Raw genomic sequence first — 17,659 nt, 5'->3', positions numbered from 1 at the left:
CCCCTTGAGCCAGGGCATCGTGTTCGGCACCAGCGTGGCCTGCCCGCTGCACAACTGGGCCATCGGGCTGCAGGACGGGTGTGCCCAATCGCCCGACGAAGGGTGCACGCCGCGGTTTGCGGTGAAGGTGGCCGAAGGCGTGGTGCATCTGGACTCGAAAGAACTCGCGACGCATGCCGTCGAACTGGAGCGCCCCGTTGCAGGGCCCGCGAACCGCGCCCGCCTGTCCGAAGACACGGCCGCCTGAACCGCCGAGCCACCATGAGCCTCACTCTGACTTCCTCGACGCCTGCGACGCATGTCCGGGCGCCCATGGCGCTCGGCCGCTGCACCCTCGTCGGTGCCGGCCCCGGCGATCCCGAACTGCTCACGCTGAAGGCGCTCAGGGCCATCCAGTCGGCCACCGTGCTGCTCGTCGACGACCTGGTCAGCGACGACATCGTCGCCATGGCGGCGCCCGGCGCGCGCGTGATCCAGGTCGGCAAGCGCGGCGGCTGCAAGAGCACGCCGCAAAGTTTCATCGAGCGGCTGATGATCATGGCGGTTCGCGAAGGCGAGCAGGTGGTCCGGCTCAAGGGCGGCGACCCTTTCATCTTCGGACGCGGCGGTGAAGAGGTCGAGCACCTCGCGCAGGCCGGCATCCATGTGGAAGTGATGAACGGCATCACGGCCGGACTGGCCGGGCTCACTTCGCTCGGCGTGCCGCTCACGCACCGTGCGCATGCGCAGGGCGTGGTGTTCATCACCGGCCACGCCAAGCCCGGATCACCGGGGCCCGACTGGCGCACGCTGGCCGCCACGGCCCATTCGGCGCGCCTCACGCTGGTCATCTACATGGGCGTATCGAGCGCAGGCTCGATCCAGGACGAACTGCTGAGCGGACTGCCGCCGGCCACGCCGATCGTGGTGGTGCAGAACGCCAGCCTGCCTTTGCAGCGGCACGCCGTCGGCACGCTGGCGACGCTGCAGCGCACGATTGCCGACAACGGCCTTGGCAGCCCTTCGATCATCGTGGTCGGCGATGTGCTGCAAGGACTCGCGGCCGCAACTCGCGCGGCGCAGCCCGCGCTGGAGAAGGCCGCCTGAGGCGCAGCCCCCTTCCCTTTTTTTCGTTCAGCCTCCCACTCTTCAATCCCAAAGAAAAAAGCCATGGCCTATCTGCAGCCTTCCGAATTCGTCACCAAGATGGTGGACGCTGGTGAATCCAAGATCTTCATGTCCACGCGCGACACGCTCATCCGCGCCTTCATGGCAGGCGCGATCCTCGCGCTGGCGGCGGTGTTTGCCGTCACCATCAACGTGCAGACCGGCTATTCGATCATCGGCGCGATCCTGTTTCCCGTCGGCTTCTGCATCCTCTACCTGCTCGGCTTCGACCTCCTGACCGGCGTGTTCGTGCTGACGCCGCTCGCGCTGATCGACAAGCGGCCGGGCGTGACCATCGGCGGCGTGCTGCGCAACTGGGGCCTGGTGTTCGTCGGCAATTTCCTCGGCGCCTTCACCGTGGCCGTGCTGATGGCCATCGTCTTCACCTTCGGCTTCACGAGCCCGCCCGACAAGGTCGGCCAGGTGATTGCCACGATCGGCGAGGCGCGCACGCTCGGCTACTCCGCCCATGGCGCTGCGGGCATGCTGACACTCTTCGTGCGCGGCATGCTGTGCAACTGGATGGTGTCCACCGGCGTGGTGGGTGCGATGATCTCCACTTCGGTGAGCGGCAAGGTGCTGGCCATGTGGATGCCGATCATGGTGTTCTTCTTCATGGTGTTCGAGCACTCGGTCGTCAACATGTTCCTCTTTCCGTCGGCGCTGCTCATGGGCGGCAATTTTTCGATCATGGACTACATCATCTGGAACGAGATCCCGACCGTGCTGGGCAACCTCGTCGGCGGCCTGTCGTTCACCGGCCTGACGCTGTACGCCACGCACGTGCGCACGGCGCCCAAGCGCGTCGTGCGCTGAATCTGCGCGCCGCCGCCGCGTGACGATGCGCCCCGGCCTCGCAGTCTCCATCGGCCAGCACTCCGACAAGGGACGCAAGGAAGCCAACCAGGACTTCCACGGCGCCGCCCTGCCGGAGGCGCCGGGCCGCAGCGCCAAGGGTGTGGCCGTTGCGATTGCCGACGGCATCAGCAGCAGCGACGTGAGCCATGTGGCCAGCGAGTCGGCGGTCAGGAGCTTCCTGACGGATTACTACTGCACCTCCGATGCCTGGAGCGTGAGCCGCTCGGCGCAACGCGTACTCACGGCGGCCAACGCCTGGCTGCACGCGCAGACCCAGAACAGCAGCGGCCGCTTCGACAAGGACCGCGGCTACGTCTGCACCTTCAGCGCGCTGGTCATCAAGTCGACCACGGCGCACGTCTTCCACGTGGGCGACACGCGCGTCTGCCGCTGGCATGCGGAGGCGCTCGAGCAGCTGACCGAAGACCACCGCGTCTCGGTGGCCGGCGGGCACAGCTACCTGAGCCGGGCGCTGGGCGTGGGCCCGCATGTGGAGATCGACTACCAGGCGCTCGCCATCGAGAAAGGCGACGTCTTCCTGCTGACCTCCGACGGCGTCCATGAGCACGTGGATGCGGCGGTCATCAGGGCCGCGCTGGAGGCGCACCCCGGCGACCTGGACGCCGCGGCAAGACGCATCGCCGAGGAAGCGTACCGGCGCGGCAGCCCCGACAACCTGACGGTGCAGATCGTGCGCGTCGACGCCCTGCCCGACGGCGACATCAACGAACTGCAGGCGCAGCGCGCGGCACTGCGCCTGCCGCCGATACTCGAAGCGCGCATGCAGTTCGACGGCTACACCATCTTGCGCGACCTGCACCGCAGCAGCCGCAGCCACATCTACCTGGCGGTGGATGACGACACAGGCCGCAGCGTCGTGCTCAAGACGCCATCGGTCGACCTGCAGAACGACGAGGCGCACCTCGACCGCTTCCTGCTCGAGGAATGGGTGGCCCGCCGCATCGACAGCGCGCACGTGCTCAAGCCGCATGTCCCCGAGCGCAAGCGCAACTACCTCTACGTGGCGATGGAGTTCGTCGACGGGCAGACACTCGCGCAATGGATGATCGACAACCCGCGGCCGAGCCTGGAGTCGGTGCGTGGCATCGTGGAGCAGCTGGCCCGGGGGCTGCAGGCCTTCCATCGCATGGAGATGCTGCACCAGGACCTGCGGCCCGAGAACATCATGATCGACCGCACGGGCACGGTGCGGATCATCGACTTCGGCTCGGCCTGGGTGGCGGGCCTGGGCGACAGCACGCTGGCCGATCCGGCCCAGGTGCTGGGCACGGTGCAGTACACGGCGCCCGAATACTTCGTCGGCGATGGCGGCTCGCCTCGGTCCGACCTGTTCTCGCTGGCCGTGATCGTCTACCAGATGCTGACCGGCCGCTTGCCCTACGGCGCGCAGGTGGCGCGCATCCGCACGCGCGCGGACCAGCGCAACCTGCAATACCGCTCGGCGCTCGATGCGCAGCGAGCCATCCCGGCATGGATCGACGAAGTGCTGCGAAAGGCCCTGCACCCCAATCCGCTCAAGCGCCATGAAGCGCTGTCGGAATTCGTCGAGGACCTGCGCCAGCCGCCCCCCGATTTCCTGAACCGGCGCGGCACGCCGCTGCTCGACAAGAACCCGGTGGTCTTCTGGAAATGCGCCACCCTGCTGCTGGGCATGGCGGTGGTGGTGCTGCTCGGCGTGATCAGCCTGCGCAGCTGAGGGAGCGACAGCCGCCCCCTCGGGCCGCTCACCACTTCATCCGCACGCCCAGCGACGCGTTGACCGAGCTCTTCACCTTCGCATCGCCGCCCGAGGACCACAGCTTGCCCACTTCGCCGTACAGGCTGGTGGCGCTGCCCAGCGCCAGCGTGAAGCCGCCGGCCAGCTCGGTGCTGGTGCCGCCCGTGGGCGCCACGATGTCGGTGCGCGTGGCGCCGTTCACGAAGCGCGCCACGTCCGCACCGCTCGAGTTCCTGTAGACGTTGAAGCGGCCGTACGGCTGCAGCGTGCCCAGGCCGGTGCCGAACTCGCCCTTCACGCGCAGGCCCGCGCGCGCGATCCAGCCGCTGTCCGCCTCGGGCTCGACCACCGCGCCGACGATCGCCGAGTTGTTCAGGTCCAGGTGCTGGTGGATCAATTGCAGCTGCGGCTCCACGCTCCAGCCGCTCGCCCCGAGCGCGAAGGCCTGGCCCACTTCGACGGACCCCAGCAGGCTGTGGCCCTTGCCCTCCACGCCGCCGCCGAGGTTCGGCTGCACCGTGTAGCGGTGGCGCCCCGACTGCACCACGGCATCGGCATAGAAGCCGCTGTCGCCGCTGTAGGTGCCGTAGATGCCCACGTACTGGCTGCGCAGGTCGTTGCGGCCCACGCGCAGGTTCTGCAGGCCGCTGGCAAAGCCGCTCACCTTGGCATCGCCGTCGAGCTGGCCCACGTAGAGGCCGGCGCGCCAGTTGGGCGTGGCCAGCAGGTCGGTGCCGGCCTGCACGCCGGTCAGGCGTCCCTTGCTGGTGGGCGAGACGGTGCCGCCCTGCTGGATGTCGAGGTCGGTGGAGAGCACGCGGGCCCAGGCGCGGCGGCCGGATCCGCCGGCCGGCATGGCGGCCGTGCCTTTCACGTCGTCGTCGCCCACGCGCTTGCGCAGGTCGCCCAGCATCGCGAGGCTGCCCTGGCGCAGCTGGCTCGGCAGCGCGGCATAGAGCGAGGCCTCGGCGCGGTAGGTGGGAACGACCACGGGTGGCGTGGCCGGAGGCGTCACGGGAGTCACGGGAGTCACGGGATCGACTGGCGGGACCACGTTCGTGGTCGAGCGCAGGTACCAGTTCTCCCCTGCCCCGTTCGCATCGGCGGCATGCAGGCGGTACTCGTAGGCGCCCGCATCCACATGGCTGCCCGCGAGCGAGAAGGCGCTCTTCGTGGTCTGTGCGGTGGTGGTGGCGCCGTTGCGTGCGCTGATCACCTCGATGCCGTTGCCGCTGGTGAGCGCCCCCAGTCCGCTCAAGTTGACGATCTGCACCGTGGTGCTGCCGCTGGCGATGGCGGTGGACCCATCGAGTACCAGCCGGTCGCTCGCGCTGCCATCGGCGCCCAGCGCGGTGCCCAGGCGCAGCACGCCGTTGTTGCCGGCGTAAGGTCCGTTGACGGTCAAGGTGGTGCCCGGCGTGGTGCCGATGAGCGAGACAGTGCCGCTGTTGGCGAGCGAGGCCACGGTCTGGCTGAAGCCCGCGAGGTCCAGCGTGGCGCCGGCCGCCACGCTGTGCGCGGAACTCGCGCTGAAGGTGTTGGCCGCACCGGCGCGCAAGGTGCCCTGGGCCACGTTGGTGGCGCCGGTGTAGGTGTTGGCGCCGGTCAGCGTGAGCGTGCCGCTGCCCTGCTTGGTGATGAAGCCGCCGCCCGTGATGGCGCCGCTGAGCGTTTCGCTGAACGCGCCGGTGTCGATGACGGGGTCGTTGCTCCCGGTCAGCTCGATGGCGTTGGCGATGGTCAGTCCGTCGGCGCTGAAGCCGAGCGTGGTGCCGTCGTCCATCGCCAGCGTGCCGGTGCCCAGCGCCTGGCTGTGGCCCAGGTCGAGGCGGCCCTGCTTCAGCGCGGTGCCGCCGGTGTAAGTGTTGGCGCCGGACAGCGTCAGCGTGCCGGTGCCGACCTTCACCAGCGAGCCGCCGGTGCCGCCGTTCTCGCCGCCGTCCTCGACCGTACCGGCAAACTGCGAATCGCGTCCGCCTGCACCGAGCGAGACTGCATTCGCGCCCAGCAGCAGCCGTCCCTGGCCCGACAACGCCCCGATGCTCAGCGCACCCGTGTGGTAGGACGCATCGACGCGGCCATTGCCGTCGTTCACCAGGGTGGCGCTGTCTGCGCTGCTGCTGCCGATGAAATAGGTGACGCCGCCGGAGCGGTTCGTGATGGTGGCGGATCCGGCCGTGCTGCTGTCGTAGAAGCGTGCCTGCCCGCCGTTGTTGTCGATGACGGCGTTGCCCGCCGAGCCGTTCTGGATGAAGAAGGTGGCCGCGCCGCCGCCGTTGTTCACGATGTGTGCGTCGGCCGAGCTGGTCGTTTCGCGAAAGTATGTGAACCCGCTCTGGTTGTTGATGATCGTGGATGTGCCGCCGCTGCTCGTGCCGTAGAAATCCGTGCCGCTGGCGTTGTTGTTGGTAATGAGCGATTGCCCCGCCGTGCTCGCGCCTCGGAAGGTCGTGAAACCGTTCTGGTTCGTGATGGTCAGTGCCTGGGCATCGACCCCGTCCAGGAACTCCAGCGCGCCATTGACCGTGACCGCCCCGCTGCCGAGCGCGCCGGTTGTCGCCGCCTGCAGGAGGCCCGTGCTCACCAGCGTGCCGCCGCTGTAGCTGTTGACGCCGCCGAGCACCAGCGTGCCGGCCCCGGTCTTTTGCAGGCTGCCGCTACCGGAAAGCACACCGTTGAGCCTCAGCGCCTGCGCAGAATCGACCTCGAAAGCCGCACCGCCCGCTCCCAGCGTGACGTTGCGCGTACCGGTGGTCGTTCCGGTGGCGCGCAAGGTGCCGCCGTCCAGCGTGAGCGTGCCGGCCGAGTTGCCGAGGGCGCCGTCGTCGGCAATCGCGAGCGTGCCGCCGAGCACGTTCCAGGGCGTCAGCTCGGTGGTGGTGCCGGTCAAGGTCCAGGTGCTGGTGCCTGTCTTCTCGTAGCGGTCGAAGCCGCGGTAGGTGGCAGCGGCGAGCGACGTGGTGCCACCGCCCAGCGCGCCGGACAGCCGCAGCAGATTGCCGGTGCCGTTCGCCGTGAGCGTTCCGGTGATCACCGATCCGTTCTGCAGTTCGAGCGAGTTGTCGTTGCCGGTGATGCGCACCGCGTCGCCGCGCGTGGTGCCGTCGCCGGCGAGGCCCCCGGTCAAGGTGCCGGTGTTGACGATGGTGTTCGTGTTGCCGCGGATGCGCAGGCCCGCGCCGCCGATGCCATTGACCGCGCTGCTTCCGCCGGCACCGCCCGCACCTCCCACCAGCGCGCCGGTATTGAGCACCGAGTTGCCACTGGACTCCAGCGCCAGGCCGGCACCGCCTTCGCCGCCGCCCCCGTGCAAGCCGGCAAAGGAGGTGCCGCCATCGCCGCCCCGCCCGCCGGTGGCGGTGCCGCTGTTCGTGACCGTGGCGCCCCCGCCCTGCAGCACCATGCCATCGCCGCCACCGCCGCCGCCGCCAGCCCATTGGCCCGGACTGCCCGCGCCCCCTTGGCCGCCCGTCATCTGTCCCGCGTTGCTGACCGTGGCATTGGCCGCCACCGACTGCAGGCCCGCGCCGCCGCCGCCGCCGCCGCCCGACAGGCGCCCGGCGCCCCCGTTGCCGCCATTGCCACCCAGGAGAATGGTGCCGGACGTTGCCGTGATCGCGGTGTCGCTGGTATACACAGCGGCCCCACCTCCTCCGCCGCCACCGGCCCCGTAGACCGGATCGGGGTCGGCCACGCCGTCGGTTCCCGACGCTCCGCTGACCGAGCCGGTGACGCTGGTTGCGCCCACCGCGCCCCCCGTACCGCCAGCCCCGGCCGCTCCGTTGCCACCGGCACCGCCGGTTCCTGCCGTCGGGGCCTGTCCATTGCTGGTGGGGTACATGCCGATATTGCCGCCCCCCGCCCCGCCGCCATTCCCCACGCCGCCGCGGCCGCCGGTGCCTCCTCCCACCATGGCCGCGCCGCCGCCGGCGGCCTGCGCCCAGGCGCTTCCCGGAAGGTTGGCCAGCGCCAGCAGGCAGGTCGCCGCCGCGACCGTCGAAGAAGCACTCCGCCCGCGCCGGCGTGAAAGCTCCGAAACGGCCACCCAGGTGCCCAGCGCAGCGTTCCAGACGCTGCAATGAATTTTGTTCATGCCCTCGATCCTCGTGTTGATTGGTATTCGCTATGCGGAACCTGTGGCGAAGATCGCGTCAATGCCAAGCCCTCGGAGAGCCCCTCGACGGGAAAATGCCGAGGCTATTGAAACAATAGTTGACATATGAAGACACTTCTTCACAACTCCAGGCTTTATGCCAGAGTGCGTGTCTTCTTTCAACTGGGGGGCGACAAGCAGGCGTGCGCCACCGGCATCGTGGAGCCGGCGGCGCGACGGAGGAAAAGGGGACGCCGAGACCTATCGCTTGGCGTCGGGGTCGCGGCCTTCCTGGGCCTTGTCCTGCGGGGCCTTCGGGAGCTTGACCTTGGTCACGGTGACGGACACCGGGTCGCTCGCGGGAAAGGATTCCTCGACTCCGCTGTCCAGGGCCTCCTCGCTCGGCGCCTGTTCAGTCGGCTTGGCGGGCTCGACCGGCGGTTTGCCGTGGTTCTTGGAGGTGGGAAAGGGAAAGGCTTTTTCCGAAGAAGTCATCTTGGGCTCCTCAGCCATCCAAGCGCTCAGGGCTTGGACGGCTCCTGGTTGGTCTTGGGCCGGAGGTCTTCCCGCAGCCCGAAGGCTGCGGAATCGTCGTGGCGCGAGGCCTCCGCGTCCTTGCGCTTGCGCGCCATGCCTTCGGCTGGCGCCGGTGCCGAGTCGGGCTCGCCGGCGGCCGAGGAACTGCCCGCGAACTTTTCGCCCGCGCCAAGGTTGTCCACGCCGCCATCCGTGGTGGGCCGCGATCCGTCGCCTGAACCGAGGCTTCCGGGTGTTCTGTTCATATCGATCGACTCCTCTCTGTTCGCCTTGGGCGCCTGGGGAACACCAGTTGGAACGAACCCATTCTGGGAGGTACCCCGGTCCCGCACGTAGGACGAGGCCAGCGTCCCTTAGTCGGAAGCTTCCTCGCCCCGGCGCAGCCGTTGCGTTGTTGAATGTTGCTGAAGTGTTTCGTTAAAGGCGCAACACCTTGTCGGCGGCGCTCGAATGGATCAGCATCGAATGCCCACTATTCACATTTGTATGTGATAAATTCACATAAATAACATCGTGAAACATTGATGGCCAGCTGAATGAAAAAGCACTCGTTCCCGCGCAAACGCAATGGCTTCACATTGATCGAATTGATGATCACGGTGGCGATCATTGCCATCCTGGCGTCCATCGCGTATCCCAGCTATCAGCAATACATCGTCCGATCCAAGCGCTCTGCGGCGCAGGCGCAGATGATGGACATCGCCAATCGCCAGCAGCAGTTCCTGCTGGCCAACCGCGTGTACGCCACCAAGGACGCCCTGACGGCCAGCGGCTACACGCTGCCCGCGGAGGTTGCGGCCAACTACGGCTACACCATCACGCTGCAGGACGCCAGCACAGCGGTGCCCAGCTTTCTCCTGACCTTCAGTCCTACGTCCACGGGAAGCCAGAGGGGAGACGGCGACCTCACCCTCGACAACCAGGGCGTCAAGACGCCGGCGGGCAAATGGTGAAGCGCCGCTCACCCGCCGCATCCCACGCACGCGCCCAGCGCGGTGCCACGCTGCTCGAGGTGCTGGTCACGCTGCTGATCGTCTCGTTCGGGCTTTTCGGGCTCGTGGGCCTGCAGGCGCGGCTCCAGTCGTCGGAGATGGAGTCCTACCAGCGCTCGCAGGCGCTGATCCTGCTCAACGACATGGCCAGCCGCATCGAGACCAACCGTCGCATGGCCTCCAGCTACGTCACGACCGCGCCGCTGGGCGCGGGAGCCACTTGCCCGACAGCCACCGCCACGCGCTTGCAAGTCGACGTGAAGGAGTGGTGTAACAGCTTGCAGGGCGCGGCCGAAACGTCAAGCGGCACCAAGCTCGGCGCGATGATCGGCGGCCGCGGCTGCGTGCAGGACCTGGGCAACAACGAGTACCTGATCACGGTCGCCTGGCAAGGCCTGGTGCCTACTGCCGCGCCGCCCGAGGGCGTGCCCTGCGGCAAGGACATGTACGACGCGGCCGCCCCGGCCTCGGCCAGCGAACCGGCACCGGCCTGTTCCAGCGACAGGTGCCGCAGGACCGTGACGACGCTGGTGCGCATCGGGAATCTCTCATGAGCCGGGTCCGCTTGGCGACCGCGGTTCAGCGCCCTGCCCGGCTTGCGCGCGTCTCGCTGCGCCAGCGGGGGCTGACGCTGATCGAGCTGATGGTGGCGATCACCATCATGCTGATCGTCGTGGCTGCGCTGCTTGCGCTGTTCCTCAACGTGAACAACACGCAGCGCGAAATGGTCAGGGTCAATCGCCAGATGGAGAGCGGCCGCCTCAGCATCTTCGTGCTGGAGAACGAGATCTCGCACGCCGGCTTCTGGGAAAACTACATGCCCGAGTTCGACGACCTCACGGTCACCACGGCGCCCCAGAAAGTGCCCACGGGCACGGCGCCCGATCCGTGCCTGGCCTACACGGCGGCCAACTGGACCGACGACTACAAGCGCAGCCTGCTCGACATGCCCGTGCAGGCCTATGACGCGGTGCCAGCCTCTTGCGCGACGCTGCTCGCGAACCAGAAGGCCGGCACCGACGTGCTGGTGGTGCGCCATGCCGAGACCTGCCTGCCGGGCGCACCGAACTGCGAAGCCGACACGCTCGGCAAGCTGTACTTCCAGTCGTCGTTCTGCGGCACGCAGAAGCCTTCTGACTTCGACCTCAGCACGGCCGGCTTCGCCACCATGCTGGCCAAGAACTGCACCGCGCCGGCGCCCAAGCGGAAGTTCATCTCCGACATCTACTACGTGCGCACCTACGCCGAGACCGTGGGCGACGGCATTCCCACACTGGCGCGCTCGCGCTTCGACCTTGGAGCCACGGGACTGGCGCAGCAGCCGCCGGTGCCGCTGATCGAGGGCATCGAAGGCTTCCGCGTGGAGCTGGGCCTGGACACCGCGAGCAAGACCGGCGCGCTGGTGAACTACGCCCAGGCCATCAACTGGGCCGACTCGGCCAACAGGTCCACGCCCACCAATCGCGGCGACGGAAGCCCCGACGGCGACTTCGTGCACTGCAGCACGGCCTCGCCCTGCACGGCCGACCAGCTGATCAACGTGGCGGCAGTCAAGCTCTACGTGGTCGCCCGCAGCCTGGAGATTTCGCCGGGCCACACCGACACGCGCACCTACAACCTGGGAAGCGGAACGCTCGGCCCCTTCAACGACCATTACAAGCGGCATGCGTTCACCACCGCGATCCGCATGACCAATGTGACAGGCCGCAGGGAAACGCCGTGAAGATGCCATCGACACATTCCGTGCGCCGGCAGGCCGGTGCGGCACTGATCGTCGGGCTGATCATGCTGCTTCTGATCACGCTGGCTGTGACGGCGGGGTTCACGCTCAGCAACACCAACCTCAAGTCGGTGGGCAACATGCAGAACCGCAACGAGGCCGTGGCCGCTTCGAACCGGGCGATCGAGGAAGTGGCCGCCTCGCTGCTGCTGCCGGGCGTCGATGGCTCGCCTTCGCTTACGGCGCCCCAGGGCACCGTGAGCCTGGTGGACATCAACAACGACGGCACGATCGACTATCGGGTGCAGATTGCACCACCCACCTGCGTGCGCGCCACCAAGTCGACCGGCACCGGCGGCGGTGGCGCCGTCGGGCCTGGCGGCATCGGCGGCGGGGCATCCACTACCGGCTCGGGGCTCAACGCCGTACCCGACCAATACAACTCGGTGTGGGACATCAGCACCAGCGTGACGGATGCCGCCAGCGGCACGGTCACTTCGGTCCGCCAGGGCGTGCGCGCGTTGCTGAGCAAGGAACAGTTCCTGGCGCTGTGCTCCTAGCAAAGCGCCTCCCCCGAATGATCACGACGATGAACGGATCGCCACCATGAAAAAGAACTTCTTCCGATCGCTTTGCGCCACTGCGATGCTGATGCTCGGCCTGGGCTCGGCCCAGGCGGAAGACATCGATCTGTTCGTCGGCTACAACCAGACCACGACATCCGCGCCGAACGTGCTGTTCGTGGTGGACAACACGGCCAACTGGACGCCGCTATTTGCCGCCGAGATGAACGCGCTGGCCAGTGCCTTCGAGAGCCTGCCCACGAGCAAGTTCAGGGTGGGCGTGATGATGTTCAGTGAAACGGGCGGAGGCAACTCGAACATCGACGGCGCCTACCTGCGCGCGGGCGTGCGCCTTCTGAACGATGCCAACAAGCTCAATTACGGCGCGCTGATTCGCAGCTTCAATGTGAATGACGACAAATCCAATGGCGGCAAGGCCGGCAAGATGATGGCGGAGGTGTACCGCTACCTGAGCAGCGGCGCGCCCTTGGGCGGCAACAACAAGGCAAAGGCCGACTACGCGGGCAATGTCTTCGGAACCGCTGCGTCCAAGGCGATCTACGCGTTGCCTGGCAACCCTCTGGCAGCAATCAACAGCAGCACCTATATCGGTCCGAGCACCGCCAATTGCGCCAGAACCTATGTCATCTACATCAGCAACGGGGCCGCGCAGGACAACAGCAGCGACACCACGATTTCCCTCAATGCATTGCGCACCGCCGGGGGCGACACGAGCACAATCACGCTGAACCCGAGCGGCTCGCAGGACAACACGGCCGACGAATGGGCCAGGTTCCTGAAGACCAGCATGGGCGTCAACGTCTACACCATCGAAGCGGCCACGGCCACGGGAGGCCAGGGACCGGGCTGGACCGCCTTGCTCCAGAGCATGGCCAAGGTCAGTGAAGGCGGGTACTACGACGTCCATGCGGAGGCCAATCTGGGCACAGCGCTGGCTGGCGCCTTCGACGACATCTTCAGCAAGATCCAGTCCGTCAATAGCGTGTTCTCGTCGGTGAGCCTGCCCGTGAGCGTGAATACGCAGGGAACCTACCTGAACCAGGTGTTCGTCGGCATGTTCCGCCCTGACGATTCCGCCTATCCCCGCTGGAACGGCAATCTCAAGCAGTACAAGCTCGGGGTGAACCCCCAGACCAAGCAACTGGTCCTGCAGGACGCGGACAGCGTTGATGCTGTCAACAAGGAAACCGGCTTCATCACGCCGTGCGCACGAAGTTTCTGGACTCCGACCCAGCTCAACAACTATTGGAGCTTCAATCCTTCCGGCGACTGCATACGCACCGACCCGATCACCAGTCTGCCCGTCAGCGGACTTGCAGCTTCGGACACTCCCGACGGCAACGTGGTCGAAAAAGGCGCGCAGGGCTACATGCTGCGGCAGGTGCTCACCGCCGACCGCAATGTCAAGACCTGTGCGCCGGGTGCTTGCTCGGCCCTGACGAGCTTCGTCGACGGCAATGCGAGCATCACGTCGACGGCGCTGGGTGCACAGACCACCACCGAACGAACCGCGCTGATCAACTGGCTCCGCGGCCTCGACAACAAGGGCGACGAACGCAAGGACGCTGCCGGGAACCCCTTGACTTCCACCACCGCGATGCGCCCCTCGGTGCACGGCGACGTGGTGCATTCGCGGCCGGTGGCGATCAACTACGGCACCGACGCAGCGCCACAGGTGGTGGTGTTCTACGGTGCCAACGACGGCGTGCTGCGCGCAGTCAACGGCAACCAGACCGGTTCGATCGGATCGGCGGCGCCTGGCAGCGAGCTGTGGTCCTTCGTGCCGCCCGAGTTCTACGGCAGCATCAAGCGGCTCTACGACAACACGACGCGCATCAATTTCCCCGGCGTGCCCGTCAGCGTGGGCACCACCGCACCCAAGCCCTACGGCATGGACGGCCCGATGGCAGCCTACCGCCAAGGCACCTCGGCCTGGCTCTATGCGAGCATGCGCCGCGGCGGCCGTCTGATCTATGCTTTTGACGTGTCCAACCCGGCGGCACCCAGCCTCAAGTGGCGCCGCGGCTGCCCCAACCAGGACAACGACACCGGCTGCGACACCGGCATGAGCGGCATCGGCCAGACCTGGTCGGCGCCGAAGATCGTGAAGGCCAGCGGCTACGGCGCCGGCAGCACGCCCATCGTGATGTTCGGCGGCGGCTACGACAAGTGCGAGGACGTCGACGCCACCACGGCGGCCAGCGCCTGCGGCACGGCCACCAAGGGCAACAAGATCTATGTGCTCGACGCGAGCACGGGCGACGTCCTGAAGACCTTCGACACCGTGCGCGCAGTCAGCGGCGAGGTCACCATCGTGAACGACGGCACCGGCCTCGCCAGGTTCGCCTATGCGGCCGACCTGGGCGGCAACGTCTACCGGATCACCATCGGAGCCAGTGCACCCGCCGGCTGGGAGCTGGCCAAGATCGCTTCGCTCGGGTGCGACGACCCCGCGACCTCCTGCACGCCCAACCGCAAGTTCATGTTCGGCCCCGACGTGGTCGAGGACAACGGCATGTACGTGCTGCTGCTGGGCTCGGGCGACCGCGAGAAGCCGCTGCGCTCCTACGCTGCCGCACTCAGCGTTGCCAACCGCTTCTATATGCTGGTGGACAAGCCCTCAGATACCACCTGGCTCACCACCGAAGCCACCCGTTGCAACGGCATCTCCGTGCTGTGCCAGGGCTCCCTGTTCGCCATCACGGGCAACACGACGCCGTCGGCGACCGAGCTCGCGGCCAAGAAGGGCTGGTACCTCGCGCTTGCGGCCGGCGAGCAGGTGGTGACTTCATCGGTCACAGCCTATGGCACCACGACATTCAACACCCACACGCCGACCGACTCCAGCGTGACCCAGTCGTGCCGGGCAAACCTGGGCACCGCCAACGTGTACAACCTGTCATACCTCGACGCGACGGGGCAGAACGGCGCGCGCTTCCAGAACGTGGTTGGGGGCGGCCTCGCGCCCTCGCCCGTGGTCGGCCGCGTGATGGTGGGCGACACCTTCCGCGACGTGGTGATCGGCGCCAACCCCGATTCGTTCCTGAGCCCGAAGGGCGCCACGGTCAAGGCCGCCTTCAAGCAGCCCAAGGGCCGGGTCTACTGGTTCATCCAGAAGTAAAAGAGGAAAAAGGGATGGCCATGCCCGGCACGCGCGCCCGCGGTTTCACGCTCATCGAGCTGATGGTCACCCTCGTGGTGCTGATCGTGCTGGTGTCGGTGGCGGTTCCCTCGTTCGATTACATACGGCTTTCGACCCGGCTGAATTCGTACGCAACCGATCTCGTCGCCGGCAGCCAGCTTGCGCGCAGCGAGGCCATCAAGCGCAACGCGCCCGTCACGCTGTGCGCTTCGTCCAACGGCACCAGCTGCGCCACCGACGGGCAATGGGAGGCCGGCTGGATCGTCATCAGCAGCGGTGCGACGCCCACGGTGATCCAGAAGCAGCCCGCGGCCGCCAGCGGCTACCGCATCCGCGACAGCGGCGGCCTCAGCGCGCTCGCCTTCGAGGGCACCGGCGTCGGCGCCACCGCGGCCAACTTCACGATCTGCCGGGCTACCCCCCTGGGTACCCCGAAGCGGCTGGTCAAGATCAGCGCCACCGGCCGTTCCTCGGTCACGCGGACCGATGCAGGAAGCTGCGCCGCATGAATGAGGTCTTTTTTGTGCGATCCTCGGCGACGCGGACAATAGTGCACTGATCGACGGCCCCGGGGCCCTTCAGTCCCTGCCGCCGCACCGCAATCGCATCAGAAGAAACGCTTCATTTTTCATGGAACACCAGCTCGACTGGGCACTGGCCGCCTGCGCCCGCATCCTGCGGCCGGTGGTCAGGCTCGCCCTGGCGATGGGGGTCAAGCACCCGCACCTGGAAGTCCTGCTGCGCGACCTGCTGCTCGAGGAGGCCAAGCGCTCCTGGCGCCAGCAGGGGGTGGCAAAGCCCAACATCAGCCAGCTGTCGGTCACCACCGGGCTCAACCGCAAGGCCGTGACGGCCAAGGTCCGCGACACCGTGGACGCCCTGCCCCACACCGAGATCTCCGCCGCTGCCAAGACCTTCACGCTGTGGCTGCAGATGGTGTCGGAGAACCAGTCCTTCCAGCGCTTGCCGATCACCTCCGAGGGCGACGATGCGCCCTCCTTCGAAACCGTGGCCAGGCTCGGCAGCCGCGGCAACGTGCACCATCGGACCATCCTCGACGAGTTGGTGCGCCTGAACATGGTGGCCGAACAGGACGGCTACGCCGAACTCAAGGCCAACGGCTTCGTGCCGGTGGACGACCTGCAGTCGATGCTGGCATTCCTTGGCGACAACGGCCGCGACCACCTGCTGGCGGCGGTGTCCAACACGCTGGGCGAAGAGCCCCGCATGCTCGAGCGCTCCGTATATGCGCGCGGCCTCGGCCTGCAGGATTGCGAAAATATCCACCAGGTGGTGCGCGACCGCTGGGCGGCCCTGCACCTGGAGCTGGCGGGCGAGATGAACCGCGCGGTCGACCGGGCGCCCGAAGGCGCCAAGGGGCGCATGCGCGTCGGGATCTATACCTACTATGAAGACGAGGCGGCGCCGGGCGCGCCTCCCGTCCCCGCCCAGCGGGACAAAGGAACACGATGAAGAACCACTACCGATGGATGCGCGGCATCCTCTTTGCCGGGGCCATGGCCTTGCTGCTCTCGTGCGGGGGCGGCGGCAGTGGCGGTGGCGGTTCGGCAGGCAGCCTGGGCGGCATCGCCGGTAGCGGCGCGACGGGCTCTGGAAGCGATGGCGCGGGCACGGGAGGCGGTGGAAACGATGGCTCCGGCAGTACGGGCGGCACGGGTAGCGCAGGCGGCTCCGACGGCACGAGCACCGCAGGCAACGGCAGCGACGACGGTTCTGGCGTGGGCTCGGGCGGCACGGGCGTGAGCACCGCCGACGCCACCGGCATCGGCTCCGTCGGCGGGCTGGGCAGCATCATCCTGAATGGCGTGCGCTACAACACGGACGCTGCCACCACCAGCCTGGAGGACGCCGCCGAACTGCAGATCGGCATGAGCGTGCGGATTGCGGGCAAGATCGACAGCGAATTCACCGCGGCCACGGCGCAGCAGGTCGATTCGGCTGCCGAGCTGCGCGGTGCCGTGTCGGCCATCGTTGCCGGGGCCGGCAGCTTCGCCGTGATGGGCACCACGGTCACCATCGACAACGCCACCATCTGGAGCGGCGCGAACAGCCTGGCCCAGATCGCGATCGGCAGCGTGGTGCAGGTCTGGGGCCTGCCCTCTGCGCCGGGCACCTTGCGTGCCACGCGCGTCGAACTGAAGCCGACGTCGCCCGAGCCGCTGGTGACCGGTGTCGTGCAGAACCTGGACCGGATCGGACAGCGCTTCACGCTGGGCCTGCTCACGGTCCGGTACGGCAGCGCCGCGTTCTCGGGCGGCATCGACCTCTCCACGCTGGCCGATGGCGCCATCGTCCGCGTGCGCGGCAGCGCTGCACCGGTTGCAGACGTCTTCACTGCAACCAAGGTGCAGGGCTGGTATGCGGTGCCAACGCAGAACGCCGCCGCGGTGCAACTGGCGGGTGTCATCACAAACTACGGCGGGCTCAATGCCTTCAAGGTGCTGGGCACGGCCGTCGATGCATCCAATGCCATCGTCACGGGCGGCCCGGCGAGTTCGATCGGCGACGGCGTCAAGGTGGAACTCGACGGCTTCATGACCAACGGCGTGCTGGTGGTGAAGAAGCTGCGCATCCGCTATATCCCCGGCACGGGCGGGCCGGTCGCCTTCACGCTGATCGGCGCCATCGGCGACTACGTGTCGCCCTCTAGTTTCGTGGTAAAGGGCCAGAAGGTGAACGCCAGCAGCCCCGCGACGGTCTTCGAGAACGGCAGCGCCGCCGACCTGGCCAACGGCCGCCGCGTCACGGTGGTCGGCAACGCGGTGGTGGATGGCGTGCTGACCGCGCAGACCGTCACGTTCCTGACGCCCTGAACAGACCGCCCCGGG

General features: G+C 67.6%; 14 protein-coding genes and 1 pseudogene. 12 read left to right on the top strand and 3 right to left on the bottom strand.

Features of this window, described 5'->3' with window-relative positions:
- The 4 genes and pseudogenes from IB278_RS15465 to IB278_RS15450 form a co-directional block, all read left to right on the top strand.
- Nucleotides 1-247, top strand: a pseudogene (locus IB278_RS15465) (nitrite reductase (NAD(P)H) small subunit); the annotation flags it as partial.
- 14 nt (nucleotides 248-261) lie between these two features.
- Nucleotides 262-1,086 (top strand): uroporphyrinogen-III C-methyltransferase, encoded by an 825-nt coding sequence (gene cobA, locus IB278_RS15460; RefSeq protein ID WP_370878933.1) that lies wholly within the window; start codon nucleotides 262-264, stop codon nucleotides 1,084-1,086.
- Between the two features lie 63 nt (nucleotides 1,087-1,149).
- Nucleotides 1,150-1,962, top strand: coding sequence for a formate/nitrite transporter family protein (locus IB278_RS15455; RefSeq protein WP_025569372.1), 813 nt, complete (start codon nucleotides 1,150-1,152; stop codon nucleotides 1,960-1,962).
- 25 nt (nucleotides 1,963-1,987) lie between these two features.
- Nucleotides 1,988-3,721 (top strand): bifunctional protein-serine/threonine kinase/phosphatase, encoded by a 1,734-nt coding sequence (locus tag IB278_RS15450; protein ID WP_145747403.1) that lies wholly within the window; start codon nucleotides 1,988-1,990, stop codon nucleotides 3,719-3,721.
- Between the two features lie 28 nt (nucleotides 3,722-3,749).
- On the opposite strand, the gene IB278_RS15445 is transcribed toward IB278_RS15450, so the two are convergent.
- From IB278_RS15445 to IB278_RS15435, 3 genes are all read right to left on the bottom strand, one after another.
- Entirely contained in the window at nucleotides 3,750-7,835 is a 4,086-nt protein-coding gene (locus IB278_RS15445; RefSeq protein ID WP_192323910.1) for an autotransporter outer membrane beta-barrel domain-containing protein, read from the bottom strand.
- Between the two features lie 261 nt (nucleotides 7,836-8,096).
- Nucleotides 8,097-8,330 carry a hypothetical protein gene (locus IB278_RS15440; RefSeq protein ID WP_145747325.1) on the bottom strand — a complete coding sequence of 78 codons (234 nt, stop codon included), beginning with the start codon at nucleotides 8,328-8,330 and terminating at the stop codon, nucleotides 8,097-8,099.
- Between the two features lie 26 nt (nucleotides 8,331-8,356).
- Entirely contained in the window at nucleotides 8,357-8,617 is a 261-nt protein-coding gene (locus IB278_RS15435; protein WP_192323908.1) for a hypothetical protein, read from the bottom strand.
- Nucleotides 8,618-8,908: 291 nt separating this feature from the next.
- Here IB278_RS15435 and IB278_RS15430 point away from each other — a divergent pair, with 291 nt between their 5' ends.
- The 8 genes from IB278_RS15430 (at nucleotide 8,909) to IB278_RS15395 (ending at nucleotide 17,644) form a co-directional block, all read left to right on the top strand.
- Nucleotides 8,909-9,325, top strand: a complete 417-nt coding sequence (locus IB278_RS15430; protein ID WP_192323906.1) for a type IV pilin protein — start codon at nucleotides 8,909-8,911, stop codon at nucleotides 9,323-9,325.
- On the top strand, nucleotides 9,319-9,918 hold the full coding sequence (locus IB278_RS15425) for a prepilin-type N-terminal cleavage/methylation domain-containing protein (RefSeq protein WP_192323904.1): 600 nt from the start codon (nucleotides 9,319-9,321) through the stop codon (nucleotides 9,916-9,918). The genes IB278_RS15430 and IB278_RS15425 overlap by 7 nt, the downstream gene beginning before the upstream one ends.
- Nucleotides 9,915-11,087 (top strand): PilW family protein, encoded by a 1,173-nt coding sequence (locus IB278_RS15420; protein ID WP_192323902.1) that lies wholly within the window; start codon nucleotides 9,915-9,917, stop codon nucleotides 11,085-11,087. Before IB278_RS15425 ends, IB278_RS15420 begins: the two co-directional genes overlap by 4 nt.
- Before the next feature lie 2 nt (nucleotides 11,088-11,089).
- Complete coding sequence (locus tag IB278_RS15415) at nucleotides 11,090-11,644, top strand: hypothetical protein (protein WP_145747330.1); 555 nt, start codon at nucleotides 11,090-11,092, stop codon at nucleotides 11,642-11,644.
- Between the two features lie 46 nt (nucleotides 11,645-11,690).
- A complete protein-coding gene (locus tag IB278_RS15410; protein ID WP_192323900.1) occupies nucleotides 11,691-14,789 on the top strand; it encodes a pilus assembly protein in 3,099 nt (1,032 codons plus the stop codon).
- A 14-nt stretch (nucleotides 14,790-14,803) separates the two neighbouring features.
- Nucleotides 14,804-15,319, top strand: coding sequence for a GspH/FimT family protein (locus tag IB278_RS15405; RefSeq protein WP_192323898.1), 516 nt, complete (start codon nucleotides 14,804-14,806; stop codon nucleotides 15,317-15,319).
- 121 nt (nucleotides 15,320-15,440) lie between these two features.
- On the top strand, nucleotides 15,441-16,283 hold the full coding sequence (locus IB278_RS15400) for a DUF6502 family protein (protein ID WP_192323896.1): 843 nt from the start codon (nucleotides 15,441-15,443) through the stop codon (nucleotides 16,281-16,283).
- A complete protein-coding gene (locus tag IB278_RS15395) occupies nucleotides 16,280-17,644 on the top strand; it encodes a DUF5666 domain-containing protein (RefSeq protein ID WP_192323894.1) in 1,365 nt (454 codons plus the stop codon). Before IB278_RS15400 ends, IB278_RS15395 begins: the two co-directional genes overlap by 4 nt.
- Nucleotides 17,645-17,659 lie beyond the last annotated feature (15 nt).

Origin of the sequence: Variovorax sp. VRV01 (genome assembly GCF_014852545.1) — a bacterium.
In the GTDB taxonomy this organism is placed as follows: Bacteria; Pseudomonadota; Gammaproteobacteria; order Burkholderiales; family Burkholderiaceae_C; genus Variovorax; species Variovorax beijingensis_A.
The sequence above is the reverse complement of the archived record's forward strand: the minus strand, read 5'-3'. Positions and strand labels throughout refer to the sequence as shown.